The sequence below is a fragment of the Enterobacter sp. MGH120 genome, from assembly GCF_001037725.1.
Taxonomy (GTDB): domain Bacteria; phylum Pseudomonadota; class Gammaproteobacteria; order Enterobacterales; family Enterobacteriaceae; genus Enterobacter; species Enterobacter hormaechei_C.
Genome location: NZ_KQ089940.1, coordinates 4,054,155 through 4,075,306, shown reverse-complemented (window position 1 = coordinate 4,075,306; position 21,152 = coordinate 4,054,155). Strand labels below are relative to the sequence as shown.

At 52.0% G+C, this 21,152-nt stretch carries 21 protein-coding genes and 1 tRNA gene; 19 read left to right on the top strand and 3 right to left on the bottom strand.

What is annotated here, in order from left to right:
• The first annotated feature begins 71 nt into the window (after positions 1–71).
• Both lpcA and SK54_RS19040 read left to right on the top strand, forming a co-directional pair.
• Complete coding sequence (lpcA, locus tag SK54_RS19045; protein ID WP_003863232.1) at positions 72–650, top strand: D-sedoheptulose 7-phosphate isomerase; 579 nt, start codon at positions 72–74, stop codon at positions 648–650.
• Between the two features lie 48 nt (positions 651–698).
• Complete coding sequence (locus tag SK54_RS19040; RefSeq protein WP_017383120.1) at positions 699–1,466, top strand: class II glutamine amidotransferase; 768 nt, start codon at positions 699–701, stop codon at positions 1,464–1,466.
• Here SK54_RS19040 and dpaA read toward each other — a convergent pair.
• Positions 1,437–2,177 (bottom strand): peptidoglycan meso-diaminopimelic acid protein amidase, encoded by a 741-nt coding sequence (gene dpaA, locus SK54_RS19035; RefSeq protein ID WP_006810008.1) that lies wholly within the window; start codon positions 2,175–2,177, stop codon positions 1,437–1,439. The two genes, SK54_RS19040 and dpaA, sit on opposite strands and share 30 nt — an antisense overlap.
• 300 nt (positions 2,178–2,477) lie before the next feature.
• On the opposite strand from dpaA, the gene SK54_RS19030 reads away from it, so the two are divergent.
• From SK54_RS19030 to dinB, 8 genes are all read left to right on the top strand, one after another.
• Positions 2,478–3,821 (top strand): Na(+)-translocating NADH-quinone reductase subunit A, encoded by a 1,344-nt coding sequence (locus SK54_RS19030; RefSeq protein ID WP_023295963.1) that lies wholly within the window; start codon positions 2,478–2,480, stop codon positions 3,819–3,821.
• Positions 3,822–3,823: 2 nt separating this feature from the next.
• Positions 3,824–5,059 carry an NADH:ubiquinone reductase (Na(+)-transporting) subunit B gene (locus SK54_RS19025; RefSeq protein WP_015571375.1) on the top strand — a complete coding sequence of 412 codons (1,236 nt, stop codon included), beginning with the start codon at positions 3,824–3,826 and terminating at the stop codon, positions 5,057–5,059.
• On the top strand, positions 5,052–5,846 hold the full coding sequence (locus SK54_RS19020) for a Na(+)-translocating NADH-quinone reductase subunit C (RefSeq protein WP_023295964.1): 795 nt from the start codon (positions 5,052–5,054) through the stop codon (positions 5,844–5,846). The genes SK54_RS19025 and SK54_RS19020 overlap by 8 nt, the downstream gene beginning before the upstream one ends.
• Complete coding sequence (locus tag SK54_RS19015; protein ID WP_003863219.1) at positions 5,839–6,477, top strand: NADH:ubiquinone reductase (Na(+)-transporting) subunit D; 639 nt, start codon at positions 5,839–5,841, stop codon at positions 6,475–6,477. The genes SK54_RS19020 and SK54_RS19015 overlap by 8 nt, the downstream gene beginning before the upstream one ends.
• A gap of 6 nt (positions 6,478–6,483) precedes the next feature.
• Entirely contained in the window at positions 6,484–7,080 is a 597-nt protein-coding gene (nqrE, locus tag SK54_RS19010; protein WP_003863217.1) for an NADH:ubiquinone reductase (Na(+)-transporting) subunit E, read from the top strand.
• 10 nt (positions 7,081–7,090) lie between these two features.
• On the top strand, positions 7,091–8,314 hold the full coding sequence (nqrF, locus tag SK54_RS19005; RefSeq protein ID WP_015571374.1) for an NADH:ubiquinone reductase (Na(+)-transporting) subunit F: 1,224 nt from the start codon (positions 7,091–7,093) through the stop codon (positions 8,312–8,314).
• Between the two features lie 2 nt (positions 8,315–8,316).
• On the top strand, positions 8,317–8,517 hold the full coding sequence (gene nqrM, locus SK54_RS19000) for a (Na+)-NQR maturation NqrM (protein ID WP_003863212.1): 201 nt from the start codon (positions 8,317–8,319) through the stop codon (positions 8,515–8,517).
• Positions 8,518–8,624: 107 nt separating this feature from the next.
• Positions 8,625–9,683 (top strand): DNA polymerase IV, encoded by a 1,059-nt coding sequence (gene dinB, locus SK54_RS18995; RefSeq protein WP_023295965.1) that lies wholly within the window; start codon positions 8,625–8,627, stop codon positions 9,681–9,683.
• Between the two features lie 55 nt (positions 9,684–9,738).
• Here the strand turns inward: dinB and pepD are convergent, their stop codons facing one another.
• The gene (gene pepD / locus SK54_RS18990; protein WP_023295966.1) at positions 9,739–11,196 is read right to left on the bottom strand and encodes a cytosol nonspecific dipeptidase; all 1,458 of its coding nucleotides are present in this window, start codon (positions 11,194–11,196) and stop codon (positions 9,739–9,741) included.
• A gap of 258 nt (positions 11,197–11,454) precedes the next feature.
• Between pepD and gpt the strand changes: the two genes are divergently transcribed.
• The 3 genes from gpt to crl all read left to right on the top strand — a co-directional run bounded on the left by gpt (position 11,455) and on the right by crl (position 13,720).
• Positions 11,455–11,913: a xanthine phosphoribosyltransferase gene (gene gpt, locus SK54_RS18985; RefSeq protein ID WP_003863205.1), complete on the top strand. Its 459-nt coding sequence runs from the start codon at positions 11,455–11,457 to the stop codon at positions 11,911–11,913.
• Between the two features lie 104 nt (positions 11,914–12,017).
• Positions 12,018–13,262 (top strand): esterase FrsA, encoded by a 1,245-nt coding sequence (gene frsA, locus SK54_RS18980; protein WP_017694464.1) that lies wholly within the window; start codon positions 12,018–12,020, stop codon positions 13,260–13,262.
• Between the two features lie 56 nt (positions 13,263–13,318).
• Positions 13,319–13,720 carry a sigma factor-binding protein Crl gene (gene crl / locus SK54_RS18975; RefSeq protein WP_006809999.1) on the top strand — a complete coding sequence of 134 codons (402 nt, stop codon included), beginning with the start codon at positions 13,319–13,321 and terminating at the stop codon, positions 13,718–13,720.
• Between the two features lie 131 nt (positions 13,721–13,851).
• Here the strand turns inward: crl and phoE are convergent, their stop codons facing one another.
• A complete protein-coding gene (gene phoE, locus SK54_RS18970) occupies positions 13,852–14,904 on the bottom strand; it encodes a phosphoporin PhoE (protein WP_017383128.1) in 1,053 nt (350 codons plus the stop codon).
• Between the two features lie 305 nt (positions 14,905–15,209).
• Between phoE and proB the strand changes: the two genes are divergently transcribed.
• The 6 genes from proB to SK54_RS18940 all read left to right on the top strand — a co-directional run bounded on the left by proB (position 15,210) and on the right by SK54_RS18940 (position 20,080).
• A complete protein-coding gene (gene proB / locus SK54_RS18965; protein ID WP_015571369.1) occupies positions 15,210–16,313 on the top strand; it encodes a glutamate 5-kinase in 1,104 nt (367 codons plus the stop codon).
• Positions 16,314–16,324: 11 nt separating this feature from the next.
• Positions 16,325–17,578, top strand: a complete 1,254-nt coding sequence (proA, locus tag SK54_RS18960) for a glutamate-5-semialdehyde dehydrogenase (RefSeq protein ID WP_017694463.1) — start codon at positions 16,325–16,327, stop codon at positions 17,576–17,578.
• A 111-nt stretch (positions 17,579–17,689) separates the two neighbouring features.
• Positions 17,690–17,765, top strand: a tRNA-Thr gene (locus tag SK54_RS18955).
• 175 nt (positions 17,766–17,940) lie between these two features.
• Positions 17,941–19,155, top strand: coding sequence for a tyrosine-type recombinase/integrase (locus SK54_RS18950; RefSeq protein ID WP_045909840.1), 1,215 nt, complete (start codon positions 17,941–17,943; stop codon positions 19,153–19,155).
• A gap of 326 nt (positions 19,156–19,481) precedes the next feature.
• On the top strand, positions 19,482–19,682 hold the full coding sequence (locus SK54_RS18945) for a helix-turn-helix transcriptional regulator (RefSeq protein WP_045909839.1): 201 nt from the start codon (positions 19,482–19,484) through the stop codon (positions 19,680–19,682).
• A 122-nt stretch (positions 19,683–19,804) separates the two neighbouring features.
• A complete protein-coding gene (locus SK54_RS18940) occupies positions 19,805–20,080 on the top strand; it encodes a hypothetical protein (protein ID WP_000711964.1) in 276 nt (91 codons plus the stop codon).
• Positions 20,081–21,152: the final 1,072 nt, after the last annotated feature.

The window sequence follows — 21,152 nt, the reverse complement described above, 5'->3', positions numbered from 1 at the left end:
TAGCTTCTCGCTTTTACTGCTATCCGGTACACTCCACTGTGTTATTTCATCAATACTGAAGGATTATCCTCATGTACCAGGATCTTATTCGTAACGAACTGAACGAAGCGGCGGAAACGCTGGCGAATTTTCTGAAAGATGATGCCAATATTCACGCTATTCAGCGCGCGGCGGTCCTGCTTGCCGACAGCTTCAAAGCCGGCGGTAAAGTGCTCTCCTGCGGTAACGGCGGTTCCCACTGTGACGCCATGCACTTCGCCGAAGAGCTGACCGGACGCTATCGTGAAAACCGTCCGGGCTACCCGGCGATTGCGATTTCCGACGTGAGCCACATCTCCTGTGTAGGCAACGACTTCGGTTACGACCATATCTTTTCCCGCTACGTTGAAGCCGTAGGCCGTGAAGGCGACGTGCTGCTGGGTATCTCCACGTCCGGTAACTCTGCTAACGTGATCAAAGCGATCGCCGCCGCGCGTGAGAAGGGCATGAAAGTGATCACCCTTACCGGGAAAGATGGCGGTAAGATGGACGGTACAGCGGACATTGAAATCCGTGTACCACACTTCGGTTATGCGGATCGCGTTCAGGAAATTCACATCAAAGTGATCCACATCCTGATCCAACTGATCGAAAAAGAGATGGTTAAGTAAGACTTCGCTGGGGGGCGCCGGTGCCCCCCGCTGTTGTGGAGGTGATCTATGTGCGAACTGCTCGGGATGAGCGCCAATGTGCCAACCGATATCTGCTTTAGTTTTACCGGGCTGGTTCAGCGCGGTGGAGGAACCGGGCCGCATAAAGACGGCTGGGGTATTACCTTCTACGAAGGCAAAGGATGTCGCACGTTTAAAGATCCACAACCCAGCTTTAACTCACCCATTGCCAGACTGGTGCAGGACTATCCTATTAAATCCTGTTCGGTGATCGCCCATATCCGCCAGGCAAATCGCGGCGAAGTGGCGCTGGAAAATACCCATCCGTTTACCCGTGAACTGTGGGGCCGTAACTGGACCTATGCGCACAACGGGCAGCTTTCGGGCTATAAGTCGCTGGAAACCGGCAATTTCCGTCCTGTCGGTGAAACGGACAGCGAAAAAGCATTTTGCTGGCTGCTGCACAAGCTGACCGAGCGCTACCCCCGTACGCCCGGCAACATGACCGCCGTTTTTAAGTACATAGCGTCACTGGCGTCTGAGTTACGCGAGAAGGGCGTCTTTAATATGCTGCTGTCTGACGGGCGCTACGTGATGGCGTTCTGCTCGACGAATCTGTTCTGGATCACCCGACGTGCGCCGTTTGGCGTCGCCACGCTGCTCGATCAGGATGTGGAAATTGATTTTCAGAAGGAGACCACACCGAACGATGTGGTCACTGTCATTGCAACGCAGCCGCTGACCGGCAACGAAACCTGGCAAAAGATCATGCCAGGCGAGTGGGCGCTATTTTGTCTCGGGGACCGCGTAATTTGACGCCAGCTGCGGCTGAACCACTTCATGGCTGAGCGGTTTACTCACCACGTAACGGCCATTGACGATGGACACCACCGGCGGCTTATGGGTCTGCTCGAAGTAGTCATAGCCCGGTTTTAGCTGTTTCCAGAAATCTGTGTAAACAGAGTACTTATGGCGCGCCATGTTCGCATCCGTCATACGGAACGGATAGATGCTGACCTGAACATTCGGCTGGCCGAAGACCAGTGCGCCCGTGACAAACTGGAAGATTTCATCAATGCCGGAATCCGTCATCGCATAACAACCGACTGACACGCAGGCACCGTGAATCATCAGGTATTTCCCTTCGTAACCGTGCGCACGGTCGAAGGCATTGGGGAAACCGATGTTAATCGCTTTATAGAACCGGCTGTCCGGTTTTAGCTGGTTACGCTGAACGTTGTAAAACCCTTCCGGACTTTTGAAGTCACCCTGGCGCTGTTTCGGCCCCAGCCCGCCAGAATAGTTACAGATTTTGTAGCTATCGAGCAGCTGATACGTCTCGCCCATTTTGACAAACAGATCGAGTGTGCGCTCTTCCTTGAAGATTTGAATATAAACCGGGGATCCCATCAACTGCTGTTTATACTCTTTGCTGACCGGCGTCGTTGAACTATTACTGCCAAGCAGCCCGGCAAACGACATGCACGGTATCAGAAGCATCGCAATGAACAATGCGATTTTACGCATACTACTGGTTCCTTGATAAAACAATGACCAACTTGCCAGAACGGCAAAAGACACCCGAAATCAGACTAATCTGGACAGGAGCGCTCACATTAGCACCGATGGAGATTTTCGCAAGAGCCAACCTTTGCGTTTACAAATTAGTTTTACTTTATAACCCATTCATAATGTCCTGACTCCAGGAACTTTGCGCAATAGCTCGCATTTCGGCGCGCCAGACGGCGGATTTGCTGCCCCTGGCAGGGCCGAAAATGGTACACTCCGGCCTCTCTGGATTGTTGTTCATGGATACCTGCTAACCACATGTTTAGAATCAGAAAAGGACTCGATCTGCCAATCTCTGGCGTGCCTGAACAGCACGTCACCACCGGCGCCAGTATTCATCATGTCGCTATTGTAGGTGATGATTACGTGGGCATGCGTCCCGCGATGCTGGTACAGGAAGGCGATCGCGTAATAAAAGGTCAGGCGCTCTTCGAGGATAAAAAAAATCCTGGCGTTATGTTTACAGCCCCAGCCAGCGGCACCGTTGTCGCCATCCATCGTGGTGAGCGTCGCGTCCTGCAATCGGTTGTTATTCAAATTGAAGGCGATGAGAAACGCGAATTTGCGCGTTTTGACGCCGCCGATCTTGCCACCCTCAGCCACGACGCGGTGCAGACGCAACTGCTGGAGTCGGGACTGTGGACGGCGCTTCGCACGCGCCCCTATAGCAAAACGCCCGTGCCTGGCACTGTGCCGGCCGCTATCTTCGTTACGGCCATCGACACCAACCCGCTCAGCGCAGATCCGCAGCCTCTTATCCTGGCTGAACGCAAAGCTTTCGATGCCGGCCTCACCGTGTTAACGCGCCTGACGCCGGGCAAAGTGCATGTCTGTCAGGCCAGCGGCGGTAAGCTGGGCGGGCATCCGCAAGGGCAGGTAGCCTTTAATGAATTTGCCGGCCCGCATCCGGCCGGGCTGGTGGGAACACATATTCATTTCCTGGAGCCGGTAAGCCTGACGAAACAGGTCTGGCATCTTAATTATCAGGACGTGATCGCTATCGGTAAGCTGTTCACCACGGGTGAGCTGTGCGCAGAACGCATTATTGCCATCGGCGGCCCTCAGGCAACCCAACCGCGTCTGGTTCGCACGCTGCTTGGGGCAGACCTGACGGCGCTGTTGGCTGGCGAAACGAAAGAGGGTGAAAACCGTATTATTTCCGGTTCGGTGCTGAGCGGCAGGCACGCGACAGGCCCGATGGCCTGGCTGGGTCGTTTCCATCTTCAGGTGAGCGTGGTGCTTGAAGGGCGGGAGAAAGAGCTGTTCGGCTGGGTGCTGCCTGGCGCAGAAAAATACTCGGTAACCCGCACCACGCTCGGCCACTTCCTGCGTCGTAAGCTGTTTAACTTCTCCACCAGTACCAACGGCGGTGAGCGCGCCATGGTTCCGATTGGCAACTACGAACGCGTGATGCCGCTGGATATTCTGCCCACCGTGCTGCTGCGCGATCTCCTGGCCGGCGATACCGACGGTGCCCAGGCGTTGGGCTGTCTGGAGCTGGACGAAGAAGATCTGGCGCTGTGTACCTATGTGTGTCCAGGTAAATACGAATATGGACCCGTATTGCGCGAGGTGTTAACCCGCATTGAGCAGGAAGGATAACCATGGGCTTAAAACACCTCTTTGAAAAAATTGAGCCGCACTTTACCGAAGGGAAGCTCAAAAAGTACTACCCGCTGTATGAAGCGACAACGACCATTTTCTACACGCCGGGTCTGGTGACGAAAGGCGCGGCGCACGTTCGCGACGCCATCGACCTCAAGCGAATGATGATTCTGGTCTGGTTTGCGGTCTTCCCGGCCATGTTCTGGGGGATGTATAACGTTGGGTTGCAAACTATTCCGGCGCTGCACCATATGTACGATGCAGAGCAGCTGGCGCAGGTGATTCAGTCTGACTGGCACTATCGTCTGGCGCAGTCGCTGGGGGTGAGCTTTGCGGCAGATGCCGGCTGGGTCAGCATGATGACGCTGGGCGCTGTCTTCTTCCTCCCTATCTATATGACTGTCTTTATCGTCGGCGGTTTCTGGGAGGTGCTGTTCGCTATTATTCGCAAACATGAGATCAACGAGGGCTTCTTTGTTACCTCTATTCTGTTTGCGCTGATTGTCCCGCCAACGCTGCCGCTCTGGCAGGCGGCGATGGGGATCAGCTTTGGCGTGGTGATTGCCAAGGAGATCTTCGGCGGGACCGGACGCAACTTCCTCAACCCGGCACTGGCAGGGCGCGCGTTCCTGTTCTTTGCTTATCCGGCGCAAATCTCGGGCGACCTGGTGTGGACGGCAGCAGACGGATTCTCCGGCGCGACGCCACTTTCACAGTGGGCGGCTGGCGGCGGCGAAACGCTGGTCAATAATGCAACCGGACAGCCTGTCACCTGGTTTGATGCGTTTATCGGCAATATTCCGGGCTCCATCGGTGAAGTGTCTACCCTGATGATTTTGATCGGCGGGGCCATCATCCTCTTTGGCCGCGTGGCGTCCTGGCGCATTGTCGCAGGCGTCATGCTCGGGATGGTACTCACCGCCACGCTTTTCAACTTCATTGGTTCAGACACAAACCCGATGTTCTCCATGCCGTGGTACTGGCACCTTGTGCTGGGAGGCTTTGCGTTTGGCATGATGTTCATGGCCACCGATCCGGTCTCGGCTTCGTTTACCGACAGAGGTAAATGGTGTTACGGCGCGCTCATTGGGGTGATGTGTGTACTGATTCGCGTGGTCAACCCGGCTTATCCGGAAGGGATGATGTTGGCCATTCTGTTTGCCAATCTGTTTGCGCCGCTGTTCGACTACCTGGTCGTGCGCGCCAACATTAAGCGGAGGAAGGCGCGTGGCTGAGATCAAAAATAACGACAGCATCAGCAAAACGCTGCTGGTGGTGCTGGTACTGTGTCTGGTCTGTTCCATTGTCGTGGCCGGTTCTGCCGTAGGGTTAAAGCCGCTACAGCAGGAGCAACGAGCGCTGGATAAACAGCGTAACATCCTGGCCGTGGCCGGGCTGATGCAGGAAGGCATGACGAAGGATGACGTCGCAGCGGTGTTTGCCGAACGTATTACCGCACGGCTGGTGGATTTAAAAACCGGGGAGTTAATGGATAAAGACCCGGCGAAATACAACCAGGCGCTGGCGCTAAAAGATCCGCAGATGAGCACCACGCTTGACGCCTCGCAGGATCCGGCAGGCATTAAGCGCCGCAGCAATGTCGCGGAGATTTACCTCGTCCGTGATGAGCAAAAGCGCATCCAGGAAATCGTGTTGCCCATCTATGGCAACGGTTTATGGTCAATGATGTACGCCTTTGTGGCGCTGGATACCGATGGTCGTACGGTGAAAGGCATTACTTATTACGATCAGGGCGAAACACCAGGGCTGGGGGGTGAAGTTGAGAACCCTAACTGGCGGGCACAGTTTGTTGGTAAAAAAGTGCTCGACGACAACGGCCAGCCTGCGCTGAAGGTGGTGAAAGGGGGCGCGCGTCCCGGCGATGAATTTGCCGTTGATGGCCTTTCCGGTGCCACGCTCACCTCTAACGGTGTGCAGCACAGCTTTGATTTCTGGATGGGTGAACTGGGCTTTGGTCCCTTCCTGAAGAATGTACGTGAAGGAGCGCTGAATAATGGCTGATACGGGTGAACTGAAAGAAGTTAAAAAGGTGCTGATTGGCCCGCTGTTAGCCAATAACCCGATAACGCTACAGGTGCTGGGGGTGTGCTCGGCGCTGGCGGTGACCACCAAGCTGGAAACGGCGGTGGTCATGACGCTGGCGGTAACGCTGGTGACAGCGTTTTCCAGCATGTTTATCTCAATGATCCGCCACCACATACCCAATAGCGTGAGGATCATCGTGCAGATGGCGATTATCGCCTCGCTGGTGATCGTGGTCGATCAGCTCCTGCGCGCCTTCGCCTATGAAACCTCAAAGCAGCTTTCGGTGTTTGTCGGCCTGATAATCACCAACTGCATCGTGATGGGGCGTGCTGAAGCCTATGCGATGAAAATGCCACCGCTGGCGAGCTTTATGGACGGTATTGGCAACGGCCTGGGTTACGGCGTGATCCTGTTGACGGTTGGTTTCCTGCGCGAACTTATTGGCAGCGGCAAGCTGTTTGGCATTCCGGTGCTGGATACGGTACAGAACGGCGGCTGGTATCTGCCGAACGGCCTGTTCCTGCTGGCCCCAAGCGCATTTTTCATTATCGGTTTGCTGATCTGGCTGATTCGTACGTTGAAGCCTGAACAGCAGGAAAAGGAGTAACCGACAATGGCTCATTACCTGAGTTTATTTGTGCGCGCGGTGTTTGTTGAAAACATGGCGCTCGCTTTCTTCCTGGGCATGTGTACGTTCCTTGCCGTTTCTAAAAAGGTATCGACGGCATTTGGTCTGGGCGTGGCAGTTACCGTTGTGCTGGGGCTTTCCGTTCCGATTAACAACCTGGTATTCAACTTCGTGCTGCGTGATGGCGCGCTGGTGGAGGGGGTTGATCTTAGCTTCCTGAACTTCATCACCTTTATCGGAGTGATTGCGGCGCTTGTTCAGATCCTGGAGATGATCCTCGATAAATACTTCCCGTCGCTGTACAACGCGCTGGGGATCTTCCTGCCGCTGATCGCCGTGAACTGCGCCATCTTCGGTGGCGTCTCGTTTATGGTTCAGCGCGATTACAACTTCAGTGAATCGGTTGTGTATGGCTTCGGTTCCGGTATCGGCTGGATGCTGGCGATTGTCACCATGGCGGGGATCCGTGAAAAAATGAAATATGCCAACGTACCTGCGGGGCTTCGTGGCTTAGGGATCACCTTTATCACCACCGGCCTGATGGCGTTGGGCTTTATGTCCTTCTCCGGTGTGCAGCTATAAGGGCTAACAGATGGAAATTATTCTTGGCGTGGTGATGTTCACGCTGATAGTACTGGTGCTGTCAGGGCTGATCCTGGCGGCGCGTGCGAAGCTGGTCAATTCCGGGGATGTGATCATTGATATCAATGACGATCCGCAGAATCAGATCCGTACCCCGGCAGGGGATAAGCTGCTTAACACGCTCTCCGGCAACGGGATTTTTGTCTCGTCTGCCTGTGGCGGCGGTGGCTCCTGTGGCCAGTGCCGTGTGACGGTCAAAGAGGGCGGCGGTGATATTCTGCCAACGGAACTGTCGCATATCACGAAGCGTGAAGCGAAAGAGGGATGCCGTCTGGCGTGCCAGGTCGCTGTGCGCCAGAACATGAAGATTGAGCTGCCGGAGGAGATCTTCGGCGTGAAAAAATGGGAATGCGAAGTTATCTCTAACGATAACAAAGCCACGTTCATCAAAGAGCTCAAGCTGCGTGTCCCTGAAGGGGAGAGCGTCCCGTTCCGTGCGGGTGGGTATATCCAGATTGATTGTCCGGCACACACCGTCGCGTATGCTGACTTCGATGTGCCTGAGGAGTACCGGGCAGACTGGGATAAATTTAACCTCTTCCGCTTTGTTTCCGAGGTAAAAGAGCCCGCGCTTCGCGCCTATTCCATGGCTAACTATCCGGAAGAGAAGGGCATTATTATGCTCAACGTGCGTATCGCCACGCCGCCACCGAATGTGCCTGATGCCCCTCCTGGCGTCATGTCGTCGTATATCTGGTCCCTCAAGCCTGGCGACAAAGTGACGATTTCCGGCCCGTTCGGCGAATTCTTTGCCAAAGATACCGATGCGGAGATGGTCTTTATCGGCGGCGGTGCGGGTATGGCGCCGATGCGTTCGCATATTTTTGACCAGCTCAAACGACTTGGCAGCAAGCGTAAGATCAGCTTCTGGTACGGGGCGCGTTCACTGCGCGAAATGTTCTATGACGATGAGTTTGAACAACTGGCGCGTGATAACCCTAACTTTACCTTCCATGTGGCGCTATCCGATCCGCAGCCGGAAGATAACTGGACAGGCTATACGGGCTTCATCCACAACGTGCTGTATGAAAATTACCTCAAACAGCACCCGGCACCGGAAGACTGCGAGTTCTATATGTGTGGTCCACCAATGATGAACGCCGCCGTGATTAAGATGCTAAAAGATCTTGGCGTGGAAGATGAGAACATCATGCTTGATGATTTCGGAGGCTGATTATGCTGACTTTTCTGGCGACCTTTGCGGTGTTTGTGCTGGTGATCTTCGGCATGTCCTTAGGCTGGATCATCAAGCGTAAAAGCATTCAGGGCAGTTGCGGAGGCATCTCTTCCATCGGAATGGAAAAAGTGTGCGATTGTCCGGAACCGTGCGATGCGCGGAAAAAGCGGATGGCTCGCGAGCAGCAACGCATTATTTAGTCTTCCAGGTCGGGTAAGGCAACGCCGCCACCCGACAATTTCTGCGCGCACTTCTCAACCCTCATTTGTTTACTGTATACTTATCCAGTAATAAGTGAGGGCTTACTATGCGCAAAATAATCCATGTCGATATGGACTGCTTTTTTGCCGCAGTGGAGATGCGTGACAACCCGGCGCTGCGGGATATTCCGATCGCCATTGGCGGCAGCCGGGTTCAGCGCGGTGTCATCAGCACCGCCAACTATCCTGCTCGCAAATACGGTGTACGCAGCGCCATGCCGACAGCGATGGCGCTGAAACTGTGTCCGCATCTCACTCTTTTGCCCGGACGTTTTGATGCCTATAAAGAAGCATCGAGCCACATTCGGGAGATCTTCTCCCGCTACACCTCACTGATTGAACCGTTATCGCTGGATGAAGCCTATCTGGATGTCACCCACAGCGTGCACTGCCACGGCTCCGCCACCCTCATGGCGCAGGAGATCCGCCAGACTATTTTTAATGAGCTGAACCTGACGGCATCGGCAGGCGTCGCGCCGGTAAAATTTCTCGCCAAAATCGCCTCCGATTTAAATAAGCCCAACGGCCAGTACGTCATCACTCCGGAAGAGGTTCCGGCGTTTTTAAAGACGCTGCCGCTCAGCAAAATCCCCGGCGTGGGCAAAGTCTCCGCCGCGAAGCTGGAAAGTATGGGGCTACGCACCTGCGAAGATGTTCAGCGCAGCGATCTGGCGCTGCTGCTTAAGCGTTTTGGCAAGTTTGGCCGCGTACTGTGGGAACGCAGTCAGGGCATTGATGACCGGGATGTGAACAACGAACGGCTGCGTAAATCGGTCGGCGTTGAACGCACGCTGAGCGAAGATATCCATGACTGGACCGAGTGTGAAACCATTATTACGGAACAGCTTTATCCTGAGCTTGAACGACGCTTACTGAAGGTCAAACCGGATCTGCTTATTGCCCGACAGGGCATCAAACTAAAATTTAACGATTTTCAGCAGACGACGCAGGAGCACGTCTGGCCACGCCTCAACAAAGAGGATCTTATCGCGACGGCGAAAAAGGCGTGGGAAGAACGGCGGGGCGGACGAGGGGTGAGGCTGGTGGGGCTGCACGTCACCTTGCTGGATCCGCAGCTGGAGCGTCAACTGGTGTTGGGACTGTAGATTACGCTAATCGTAGGCCCGGCAAGCGTAGCGCCACCGGGCATCAAACGGCTAATTACTTAACAGGAATTGCTTTCAGCAGCTCAGTCAGCAGCGTCCAGTAGTGACCGACGCTTTCAATGTGAACCTGCTCATCCGGGGAGTGTGGCCCGGTGATGGTTGGCCCGATGGAGACCATGTCCATATCCGGATACGGTTTCTTGAACAGACCACACTCCAGACCCGCATGAATAACCTGAATATTCGGGGTGCTGTTGAACAGACGCTGATAAGTTTCACGCACCAGTGCCATGACCGGAGAACTTGCATCCGGCTGCCAGCCCGGGTAGCTGCCTTTTGCAGACGTTTTCGCGCCCGCCAGGGTACCCAGAGATTCCAGCATGCTCACAACGTACTCTTTACCGCTGTCGATCAGGGAACGGATCAGGCAGATGATCTCTGCGCTGTCGTCACCCATGGTCACCACGCCCACGTTCAGGGAGGTTTCCACCACGCCTTTCGCCACGTCAGAGTTGCGAATAACGCCGTTTGGCGTTGCGTTCAGCAGCTGGACGAACGTATCACGAGACTGTGCGGTCAGCGCGGCTTTATCCGTCGTAACGGACTCCAGCACCACCGTCAGGTTTTTCTCTTTTGCAGACAGTTCGTTTTTCAGGATCTCCAGATACACGCTGGAGAGGTTTTTCAGCTCGTCCGCTTTCGACGCAGGCACCGCCACGGTAGCGAAGGCTTCGCGAGGGATCGCGTTACGCAGAGTACCGCCGTTGAAGTCCACCAGACGCAGATCCAGTTCAGCGGCATGGCCCGCCAGGAAACGCGCCAGCAGTTTGTTGGCGTTGCCCAGGCCCAGGTGAATATCACCGCCGGAGTGACCGCCTTTCAGCCCTTTCAGCGTCAGCTTAAAGGTCTCGAATCCGGCAGGGATCGCTTCGCGGGACAGCGGCAGGGTAGAGATAAAATCGATCCCGCCTGCGCAGCCCATGTAGATCTCACCCTCTTCTTCGGAGTCGGTGTTGATCAGAATGTCCGCTTGCAGCCAGTTTGCCTGGAGACCGAACGCGCCATCCATGCCCGCTTCTTCAGTCATGGTCAGCAGCACTTCCAGCGGACCGTGTTCAACGCTGTCGTCAGCCAGCACGGCCAGCGCGGAAGCCATACCAATGCCGTTATCTGCGCCCAGAGTCGTGCCGCGCGCCTTCACCCACTCACCGTCGATGTACGGCTGGATCGGGTCTTTTGTGAAGTCGTGAACGGTGTCGTTGTTTTTCTGCGGAACCATATCCAGGTGCGCCTGCAATACCACTGGCTTACGGTTTTCCATACCTGCGGTGGCAGGTTTGCGGATAAGAATATTGCCAACCTGGTCGCGCTCAGCGTGCAGACCTTTTTCCTTCGCCCAACCCATAATATGTTCGGCAAGCTGTTCTTCGTGATAGGAAGGGTGCGGAATGGAGCAGATTTTGGCAAAAATATCCCACAGCGGCTGTGGAGATAATTGAGACAGTTCAGACACGATAGGTCTCCTTGTCGTTGCGCTGCAAAACAATGTTGCAGGTCACAGGGTTAGCAGGTTAATCGTTACCACAAGTCAGGCTTGCGAGATGCAACTGAGAATACCACTTTCTCCCGTGGCTGGTAGCATTAAGCATGTAAAAACTCAGGCTCATGGCGCGTAACACTGGTTTTTAGTGCGTCAGATCTCTATAATCTCGCGCAACCTGGTTCACCCTCATTTTTTTAAGCCGTATATAAACAGGCTGGGACACTTCACATGAGCGAAAAATACGTCGTCACCTGGGACATGTTGCAGATTCACGCACGCAAACTGGCTGCGCGTCTGATGCCTTCCGAACAGTGGAAAGGCATTATTGCCGTCAGCCGTGGCGGTCTGGTACCGGGGGCGCTGCTGGCTCGTGAGCTGGGTATTCGTCATGTCGATACCGTATGTATCTCCAGCTACGATCACGACAACCAGCGCGAACTGAAAGTGCTGAAACGCGCGGAAGGCGACGGTGAAGGCTTTATCGTTATCGACGATCTGGTGGACACCGGCGGTACCGCGGTGGCTATCCGCGAAATGTATCCAAAAGCGCACTTCGTCACTATCTTCGCGAAACCAGCGGGTCGCCCACTGGTTGATGATTACGTCATTGATATCCCGCAGGATACCTGGATTGAACAGCCATGGGATATGGGCGTGGTCTTCGTACCGCCTATCTCTGGCCGTTAATTTCAGTACGTAACTTTACACGCCCGGTTATGCCGGGCGTTGTTCTTTTTAGCCTGCCACGCGTTACAATGGTCTTCATATGACGTATCCATGGAGGCAACGCAATGACGCAGGCGAATCTTACCGAAACTCTCTTCAAACCCCGTTTCAAGCACCCTGAAACGTCGACGCTGGTGCGTCGGTTTAATCCGGGGACAATGCCTGCCGTTCAGTCAGCGTTAGACGGTAAGAACGTGCCCCACTGGTATCGAATGATTAACCGCCTGATGTGGATCTGGCGCGGCATCGATCCGCGTGAAATCCTCGACGTGCAGGCGCGTATCGTGATGAGTGAGTCCGAGCGTACCGACGGCGATCTCTACGATACGGTGGTGGGCTACCGTGGTGGAAACTGGATCTACGAATGGTCAAAGCAGGCCATGCTCTGGCAGCAAAAAGCGAGCCAGGAAGAAGATGCCACTCTCAGCGGAAAGCACTGGCTGCATGCGGCAAATCTGTACAGCATCGCTGCATATCCGCATCTTAAAGGCGACGAACTGGCAGAGCAGGCCCAGGCGCTGGCAAACCGGGCTTATGAAGAGGCCGCGCAGCGGTTGCCTGGCCGGATGCGTGAAATTGAGTTCGCCATTCCCGGTGGCAGCCCGGTGACCGGATTCCTGCATATGCCGGAGGGGGAAGGGCCGTTCCCGACGGTTCTGATGTGCGGTGGACTGGACTCGTTACAAATTGACTATTACAGCCTGTATGAGCGCTACTTTGCCCCAAACGGAATCGCCATGCTGACGCTTGATATGCCTTCCATTGGTTTTTCATCCAAATGGAAACTTACGCAAGACTCCAGCCTGCTGCACCAGCATGCTTTAAAAGCGCTGGAGAATATCCCTTGGGTTGACCACACCCGGGTTGGCGCGTTTGGCTTCCGCTTTGGCGCTAACGTCGCGGTACGGCTTGCCTACCTTGAATCTTCACGCCTGAAGGCCGTCGCCTGTCTTGGCCCGGTGGTGCATGCTCTGTTAAGCGATCCTGCGCGTCAGGGTAGCGTTCCTGAGATGTATCTGGACGTGCTGGCGAGCCGACTTGGCATGCATGATGCTTCAGACGAAGCGTTGCGCATTGAACTTAATCGTTATTCATTAAAAACGCAGGGCTTACTCGGCCGCCGCTGCCCAACCCCGATGATGTCCGGTTTCTGGAAGAACGATCCGTTTAGCCCGGAAGAGGAGTCACGCTTAATCACGTCGTCATCTTCTGATGGTAAATTGCTGGAGGTACCCTTCAGCCCGGTGTACCAGAATTTTGACAAAGCGCTGAAAGAGATCACACGCTGGATCACGCAGAGATTGTGTTAATAGTTTGCTAAATTTCGTTGGTTTGGTAAAACAGTGCTTCACAAAAGGAGATCGCAATGACGTTACCGAGTGGACACCCGAAAAGTAGACTGATTAAGAAGTTCATGGCTCTTGGCCCGTATATTCGAGAAGAGCAGTGTGAAGAGAATCGCTTTTTTTTCGACTGCCTGGCTGTTTGCGTCAACGTGAAGCCTGCACCCGAAAAACGTGAGTTCTGGGGCTGGTGGATGGAAATGGAAGCACAGGAAAACCGTTTTACCTATAGCTATCAGTTTGGCCTGTTTAATAAAGACGGACACTGGCAGGCGACGAGCATCAAAGATCAGGAAGTGATCGATCGCCTGGAGCATACGCTAAAAGAATTTCACGGCAAAGCTCGCGACCTGCTGGCAACGCTGGATCTGAAGCTGGAGCCTGCGGACGATTTTTCCAGCGAAGCGGTGAAACTGAGAGCCTGATGATGTCACAGCGCCGGGTGGCGGCTACGCCTTACCCGGCCTGTAAAATGTACAAACTCGTACGCCCGGTAAGCACAGCGTCACCGGGCACAAAAAAACCGGCTCAGCGCCGGTTTTTTATTACCACAACATCAGAACTGGTAGGTCATGCCCAGCGCAACGATATCATCGCTGCTTACGCCCAGTTTATTATCGTCATCGATCTGGTTGATCTTATAATCAACAAACGCAGACATATTTTTGTTGAAATAATATGTCGCACCTACGTCGATGTATTTCACGATATCTTCATCGCCGATACCTTCGATATCTTTGCCTTTAGACTGCACGTAACCCAGAGATGGACGCAGACCAAAGTCAAATTGATATTGCGCGACCACTTCGAAGTTTTGCGCTTTATTTGCAAAGCCACCGGAAATAGGGGCCATATTGCGGGTTTCGGAATAGATAGTGGCCAGATAAATATCGTTGGCATCATATTTCAAACCGGTTGCCCAGCCTTCTGCTTTTTTACCTTCGCCGCGTGCCTGAAGGTTTTGATCGTTAGTGCGATCGGAGCTGGCATAGGCACCAATCACAGAAAAATCGCTGCCGCCGAAGTCATAGCTCAGGGAGGTACCGAAGCCGTCACCGTTTTGCTTCTTCACGTCGCGGTTTTCATTTTTGCCCTGGTATTGCAGGGTCATATTCAGGCCGTCAACCAGGCCAAAGAAATCGGTATTACGGTATGTGGCCAGACCGGAGGCGCGTTTCGTCATGAAGTTATCGGTCTGTGCCAGGCCGTCACCGCCGAACTCCGGGAACATATCGGTGTATGCGGCGACGTCATACAGCGCGCCCAGGTTACGGCCGTAATCCAGTGAGCCGAAGTCTTTCAGTTTCAGCCCGGCAAATGCCAGACGTGTTTTTTGAGAAGAGTCGCTCTCAGCTTTGTTACCTGCGAACTCAGCTTCCCAACGTCCGTAGCCCGTCAGCTGATCGTTAATCTGCGTTTCACCCTTAAAGCCGAAACGAACGTAAGTCTGGTCACCATCCTTAGCGTCATCATCACTGATGTAGTGCATTGCTTTTACTTTGCCGTACACGTCCAGTTTATTCCCGTTTTTATTATAAACTTCTGCTGCCTGAACAGATGCGGAAGCAACTACGCCCATTACCACTAATGCCAGAGTGCTCTTTTTCATTTTCAATCCTGATTTTATAAAAACGCGCTAATATTCGCTGAGTAATAAGATTCGACTTATTACCCCGTGAAAAACAGGAAGGGTTTTATCGTTCGTGGGTGAAAGTTTTATGACAAAGTAAGAATATGTCTAAAAAAGTATGTTTTAATTTTTCGGTAATAAAATTGTCAAAATCTGCCGCTACGCTTCCTGATCCCGCGCAACAAAGTGACGGGTCATGCGCTAAGGCAGTTGGCAACGGAGCTGACACCTGTTAAAACGTCTGACTGACATCATTTTCCCTTATTGTTGAACGGCAGAGAATCATGAGTGACAGCCAGACGCTGGTGGTAAAACTCGGTACCAGTGTGTTAACAGGCGGATCGCGCCGCCTGAATCGTGCCCATATCGTTGAGCTTGTACGTCAGTGCGCTCAGTTGCATGCCGCAGGGCATCGTATTGTGATTGTGACTTCCGGGGCGATTGCCGCCGGGCGTGAACACCTGGGCTACCCCGAACTCCCCGCGACGATCGCCTCCAAACAGCTGCTGGCCGCCGTGGGACAAAGCCGACTCATACAGCTCTGGGAACAACTGTTCTCCATCTACGGCATTCACGTCGGGCAGATGCTGCTGACGCGTGCGGATATGGAAGACAGAGAACGTTTCCTGAACGCCCGCGATACGCTGCGTGCGCTGCTGGATAACCATATCGTTCCGGTCATTAACGAAAACGACGCTGTTGCCACCGCTGAAATCAAAGTGGGCGACAACGATAACCTCTCTGCGCTGGCGGCGATCCTGGCAGGGGCCGATAAGCTGCTGCTTCTGACCGATCAGCAGGGGCTGTTTACCGCTGACCCGCGCTCTAATCCACAGGCTGAACTGATCAAAGACGTTCACGGCATTGACGATGCGCTGCGTGCCATTGCGGGTGACAGCGTTTCTGGTCTGGGGACCGGCGGCATGGGTACCAAGTTACAGGCCGCGGACGTGGCGTGCCGGGCCGGTATCGACACCATCATCGCCGCGGGCAGCCGTCCGGGCGTGATCGGTGATGTGATGGAAGGCATCTCTGTGGGCACTCGCTTCCACGCCCAGGCGTCCCCGCTGGAAAACCGAAAACGCTGGATCTTTGGTGCGCCCCCGGCTGGCGAACTGACCGTGGATGAAGGCGCGACCGCCGCTATTCTGGAAAGAGGAAGCTCGTTACTTCCAAAAGGAATTAAAAGCGTGACAGGCAACTTCTCGCGTGGTGAAGTGATCCGAATCCGTAACCTTGAAGGTCGCGACATCGCTCATGGCGTAAGTCGTTATAACAGCGACGCGCTGCGTCGGATTGCTGGTCACCATTCCCAGCAGATCGACGCCATCCTGGGCTATGAATATGGCCCGGTTGCCGTGCATCGTGACGACATGATTATTCGTTAAGGAGCCAGAACATGCTGGAACAAATGGGCGCAGCCGCGAAAGCCGCCTCTTATAAACTGGCGCTCCTTTCCAGCCGCGAGAAAAATCGCGTGCTGGAAAAAATCGCTGATTATCTGGAATCTCAGTCGCAGGAAATTTTGCTCGCCAACGAGCAGGATCTGCTGGAAGCGCGTCGCAACGGCTTGAGTGAAGCGATGCTCGATCGTCTGGCGCTGACCCCGGCGCGTCTGAAAGGTATTGCCGACGACGTCCGTCAGGTGTGCAACCTCGCCGACCCGGTAGGGCAGGTGATTGACGGTGGGGTGCTCGACAGCGGATTACGCCTTGAGCGTCGCCGCGTGCCGCTTGGCGTCATTGGGGTGATTTACGAAGCGCGTCCAAACGTGACGGTGGATGTCGCCTCCCTGTGCCTGAAGACCGGTAATGCCGCGATCCTGCGTGGCGGGAAGGAGACCTGGCGCACCAACGCCGCGACGGTAAACGTCATTCAGCAGGCGCTGGAGGAGTGTGGTTTACCGGCGGGTGCCGTGCAGGCGATTGAAAGCCCCGACCGTGCGCTGGTCAACGAGATGCTGCGCATGGACAAATACATCGACATGCTGATTCCACGCGGCGGCGCGGGCTTGCACAAGCTGTGCCGTGAGCAATCTACCATTCCGGTGATCACCGGTGGTATTGGCGTATGCCATATCGTAGTGGATGACACCGCGGAGGTAGAACCTGCGCTGAAGATTATCGTCAACGCTAAAACACAGCGTCCAAGCACCTGTAATACGGTGGAAACGCTGCTGGTGCATCAGGGCATCGCCAGTACCTTCCTGCCAGCGCTGAGCAAGCAGATGGCGGAAAGTGGCGTCACGCTGCATGCGGATGAGAAGTCTCTCGCCCTGCTGAAAGACGGTCCGGCGAAGGTCGTTCCGGTTAACGCGGAGCAGTACGACGATGAGTATTTGTCGCTGGATCTGAACGTGAAGGTAGTTGCGGATCTTGATGACGCTATTGCACACATTCGTGAACACGGAACCCAGCATTCTGACGCGATCCTGACGCGCACCCTGCGCAATGCCGATCGGTTTGTGAATGAAGTGGATTCGTCTGCGGTTTATGTGAATGCCTCGACGCGCTTCACCGATGGCGGCCAGTTTGGTCTGGGCGCGGAGGTGGCTGTGAGCACTCAGAAGCTGCACGCCCGCGGTCCGATGGGGCTGGAAGCACTGACCACCTACAAGTGGATCGGCTACGGTGATGATACGATTCGTGGGTAAATAATCGCGGGTGATGCAAAAATAGCCGTTTGATTCAAAAGGGCATTGACGCATCACCCGGTTAGATCTACTCTTTTGCCCCGTGGTTACGCTCGTAACCGGCCTTTCAGGGCCGATATAGCTCAGTTGGTAGAGCAGCGCATTCGTAATGCGAAGGTCGTAGGTTCGACTCCTATTATCGGCACCATCCTACCTATTTTAACGTCTCCTTAAGTCTACTCAAATACCCTTTAAACCCTTATAATACGCGGTTTCACGGCCCTTGTTGTCTCTGCTCGTCTACTCACGTTCACAGAAATCTACGGTGAGTTGGGGGTATCAATGGGGGTATTCGCTGTTCGGTCTAAAGGAGATACCCCCAGATGAAGCTCAATGCCAGACAGGTCGAGACTGCCAAGCCCAAAGATAAACCCTACAAGATGGCTGATGGTGGTGGCCTCTACTTATTGGTTAAAACTAACGGATCACGCTACTGGCGTTTAAAGTATCGTATCGATGGAAAGGAAAAGTTATTGGCGCTGGGGGTATATCCCGATGTGTCTTTGGCTGATGCCAGAGCAAAGCGTGATGAAGCTCGAAAAGGTATCGCTGGGGGTATCGATCCTTTAGAGCTTAAGAAAGAACATAAAGCTGAGCGTGAAGCGCAGGTCAAAAACACCTTTCAGCAAATTGCGCTCGAATGGCACAGCATGAAAGTGAAAAAATGGTCAGTTGGGTATGCCTCTGACATTCTCGAAGCTTTCAATAAAGATATTTTTCCTTTTCTTGGTCAACGGCCTGTTGCGGACATTAAGCCATTAGAGCTTCTTAATGTGCTTAAAAAAATCGAAGCCAGAGGTGCAACAGAGAAAGCAAAGAAAGTGCGCCAACGATGTGGTGAAGTGTTTCGCTATGCCATCGTGACAGGCAGAGCCGAGTATAATCCCGCTCCTGATCTCACCAGTGCCATGCAGGGGCATGAATCTACACATTACCCGTTCCTGACCACCGAAGAGCTTCCTGCCTTTTTTAAAGCCCTTGCTGGCTACTCTGGTAGTGAATTGATGGTGTTGGCAGCAAGATTATTGATCCTTACTGGCCTAAGAACGGGTGAATTGCGTGGTGCCTTATGGTCGGAAATCGATTCCGAGAAAGCGCTATGGGAAATTTCTGCTGAACGCATGAAAATGCGTCGTCCTCATATCATCCCGCTATCTACCCAAGCGTTAGCCATTATCGAAAAGATCAGAGCAATGACGGGACAATTCCCTTTGCTGTTTCCGGGCCGCAATGATCCAAGTAAGACCATGAGCGAAGCCAGTATCAATCAGGTATTTAAGCGAATCGGCTATACAGGACGGGTTACGGGTCACGGCTTCCGTCATACCATGAGCACCGTTCTTCATGAACAGGGCTACAACACCGCATGGATTGAAACCCAACTTGCCCATGTTGATAAGAATGCTATCCGTGGCACCTACAACCATGCGCAATATCTCGATGGCAGACGCGAGATGCTGCAATGGTATGCAGACTACATGGTAAGCCTTGAGAAAGGCGGTAATGTCGTACAGGGAACGTTTAATCGGCGTGGGTAAGGATAACTGCTGATGAAAGAAGGGTTATGTCTTAATAGGCATAGCCCTTTTTCTTGGCTAAAGCAGATAAGAATTAAGTCAGAATTTAAACTGATGTTTATTAACCAGTTGATTAATAAGGAAATTATAAAAAACCTTAAAACAGAAAAATAAATAGCACTTATTGCTAAATCCCTCTACACCCCGCCCAGTGACAGCTCTCCCGCCATTTCATCTGTTTTTGTATGAAAAACACTCAATTCGAGTCCAATTCTGATTTTCCGAGGGTTGAACGTCATAAGCGATCTGCAGATACTACATTCATCAAAACAACAACGGAGAAATATATGACAACAAGAAAACTTATTCGCTTGCCAGAAGTGATGAATAAAACAGGATTTAGCAAAGCATGGATCTATAGACTTATTAGTAAGGGCGATTTCCCTAAGCCGATTAAGATTGGAATAAGAGCCAGTGCCTTTGTTGAAAGTGAGATTGATGAATGGATTGAACAACTGATCTATTCGTCACGTAATACAGCTGCATAATAATATATGTGTAGTATGTGAAAGCAATATACACATATATTTATAAAATACAACAATCCCTTTTAAATAATACATGAAAGTGTAGGGGGATATTTACTTAACGATTAAATAAGGAACCAAAAATGAAAAAAGAAAATAAATGTAATAGTCAGAACTCAGCAGAACTTACAGCATTGTTAGAATACTCCCGCTTTACCAAGAAAGTGCTTGCGAAGCCTGCTAATGAAGTATTCGATCTATTTACTGACAAATATTATATGGAAACCGTTTACGATGATATTATTGAAAAAACGAAGAAGAGTATTGATCAAAGTCAGCATAGATACATAGATTTTGAAGAGGTTAGAATAAATATAATGTGTATGCATACAGAGGCCATTATGATTTGTTATATGTGAAAATAAAACAGATCAACATGGATTGTATAGCGTTTAGAGATTTTATATGAATAATATCGATATCTTAAGCAAAAGGTCAGATATATATCTGACCTTTATTAAGTATGCTATCGTTAACCAAAATGATTTTGTGAAATATTTCCTCTCTTCCTATTGACTATTAAAATATAAGATCTATAAAAAATAAAGATACAAAAAAAGCCAGATGTTAAATCTGACTTTTTAAGGACTAAAAAAGTCAGCGAAAACTTTTTTAAGTCTTGTAATCAGTTAGAGGATTAACGTGATTACAAATATAATAAAGTATTAAATAATCTTTTCATATTTGTCAAATCTAAATCTGAGCTTTTTACAAGTCTTTTAAATACCATTTCAAGAATCTTTAATGTCCTCGAAAGCAATCAAATTATAAACCTTTGTATCAGGTCTGCATATGTGGAGCAATTGAGCGCGAGTCGCTAATGAGAGATGTCCGTATGTTTTGTTGGTTGTAGGTATAGAAGGGGAAGCGACGTAATACCAACCCGAAGCGAAGTTCTAAACAGATAAATGAAGTTGTATATGGTATAGCTATGAGAAAGCCCTACCTTTGTTGATAGCATAAATAGGGGATAACAATACATCGATCTGCATGAACGAATCTGGGGGTGTCGTAGGGTGTCCTGCATTGGAAACGATGTAGAGCTTTAAGCCAGATCAACTTGGGTGAAGTCATATTTTTCATCTTGGTTTTCGCCAATCTTGATACATTTTCAACAAAATAAGTTGGAAATTTCAGGAGGCGAAGCCTTGGATGAAGTCCCCTTTTCGGGGGCGAACGCAAGGCAGTATATAGCTTCCAGTAAGGCTAAGTTAATATATATTAAAGGTGCCTTGTTTAATATGGCACTAATAAAATAAGAGTAAAACTAGAGCTAAAAAATTATAGGGCGAAGCCTGATTTAGAAAAGGTAAAACCATAACTAAAATATTAAAACTACCTCCCGCTCCAAACAACCCATCATAAAACTTTGTCGTTGTTATCCAGCATCAAGAACTAAATCTTAAACAAAAAACGTTATCGGTAATAAAG

Bases quoted from the DNA above. Each gene is read 5' to 3' on its own strand.
- lpcA (WP_003863232.1), top strand. From the start codon at position 72: ATGTACCAGGATCTTATTCGTAACGAACTGAACGAAGCGGCGGAAACG.
- SK54_RS19040 (WP_017383120.1), top strand. From the start codon at position 699: ATGTGCGAACTGCTCGGGATGAGCGCCAATGTGCCAACCGATATCTGC.
- dpaA (WP_006810008.1), bottom strand. From the start codon at position 2,177: ATGCGTAAAATCGCATTGTTCATTGCGATGCTTCTGATACCGTGCATG.
- SK54_RS19030 (WP_023295963.1), top strand. From the start codon at position 2,478: ATGTTTAGAATCAGAAAAGGACTCGATCTGCCAATCTCTGGCGTGCCT.
- SK54_RS19025 (WP_015571375.1), top strand. From the start codon at position 3,824: ATGGGCTTAAAACACCTCTTTGAAAAAATTGAGCCGCACTTTACCGAA.
- SK54_RS19015 (WP_003863219.1), top strand. From the start codon at position 5,839: ATGGCTGATACGGGTGAACTGAAAGAAGTTAAAAAGGTGCTGATTGGC.
- nqrE (WP_003863217.1), top strand. From the start codon at position 6,484: ATGGCTCATTACCTGAGTTTATTTGTGCGCGCGGTGTTTGTTGAAAAC.
- nqrF (WP_015571374.1), top strand. From the start codon at position 7,091: ATGGAAATTATTCTTGGCGTGGTGATGTTCACGCTGATAGTACTGGTG.
- nqrM (WP_003863212.1), top strand. From the start codon at position 8,317: ATGCTGACTTTTCTGGCGACCTTTGCGGTGTTTGTGCTGGTGATCTTC.
- dinB (WP_023295965.1), top strand. From the start codon at position 8,625: ATGCGCAAAATAATCCATGTCGATATGGACTGCTTTTTTGCCGCAGTG.
- gpt (WP_003863205.1), top strand. From the start codon at position 11,455: ATGAGCGAAAAATACGTCGTCACCTGGGACATGTTGCAGATTCACGCA.
- frsA (WP_017694464.1), top strand. From the start codon at position 12,018: ATGACGCAGGCGAATCTTACCGAAACTCTCTTCAAACCCCGTTTCAAG.
- crl (WP_006809999.1), top strand. From the start codon at position 13,319: ATGACGTTACCGAGTGGACACCCGAAAAGTAGACTGATTAAGAAGTTC.
- phoE (WP_017383128.1), bottom strand. From the start codon at position 14,904: ATGAAAAAGAGCACTCTGGCATTAGTGGTAATGGGCGTAGTTGCTTCC.
- proB (WP_015571369.1), top strand. From the start codon at position 15,210: ATGAGTGACAGCCAGACGCTGGTGGTAAAACTCGGTACCAGTGTGTTA.
- proA (WP_017694463.1), top strand. From the start codon at position 16,325: ATGCTGGAACAAATGGGCGCAGCCGCGAAAGCCGCCTCTTATAAACTG.
- SK54_RS18950 (WP_045909840.1), top strand. From the start codon at position 17,941: ATGAAGCTCAATGCCAGACAGGTCGAGACTGCCAAGCCCAAAGATAAA.
- SK54_RS18945 (WP_045909839.1), top strand. From the start codon at position 19,482: ATGACAACAAGAAAACTTATTCGCTTGCCAGAAGTGATGAATAAAACA.
- SK54_RS18940 (WP_000711964.1), top strand. From the start codon at position 19,805: ATGAAAAAAGAAAATAAATGTAATAGTCAGAACTCAGCAGAACTTACA.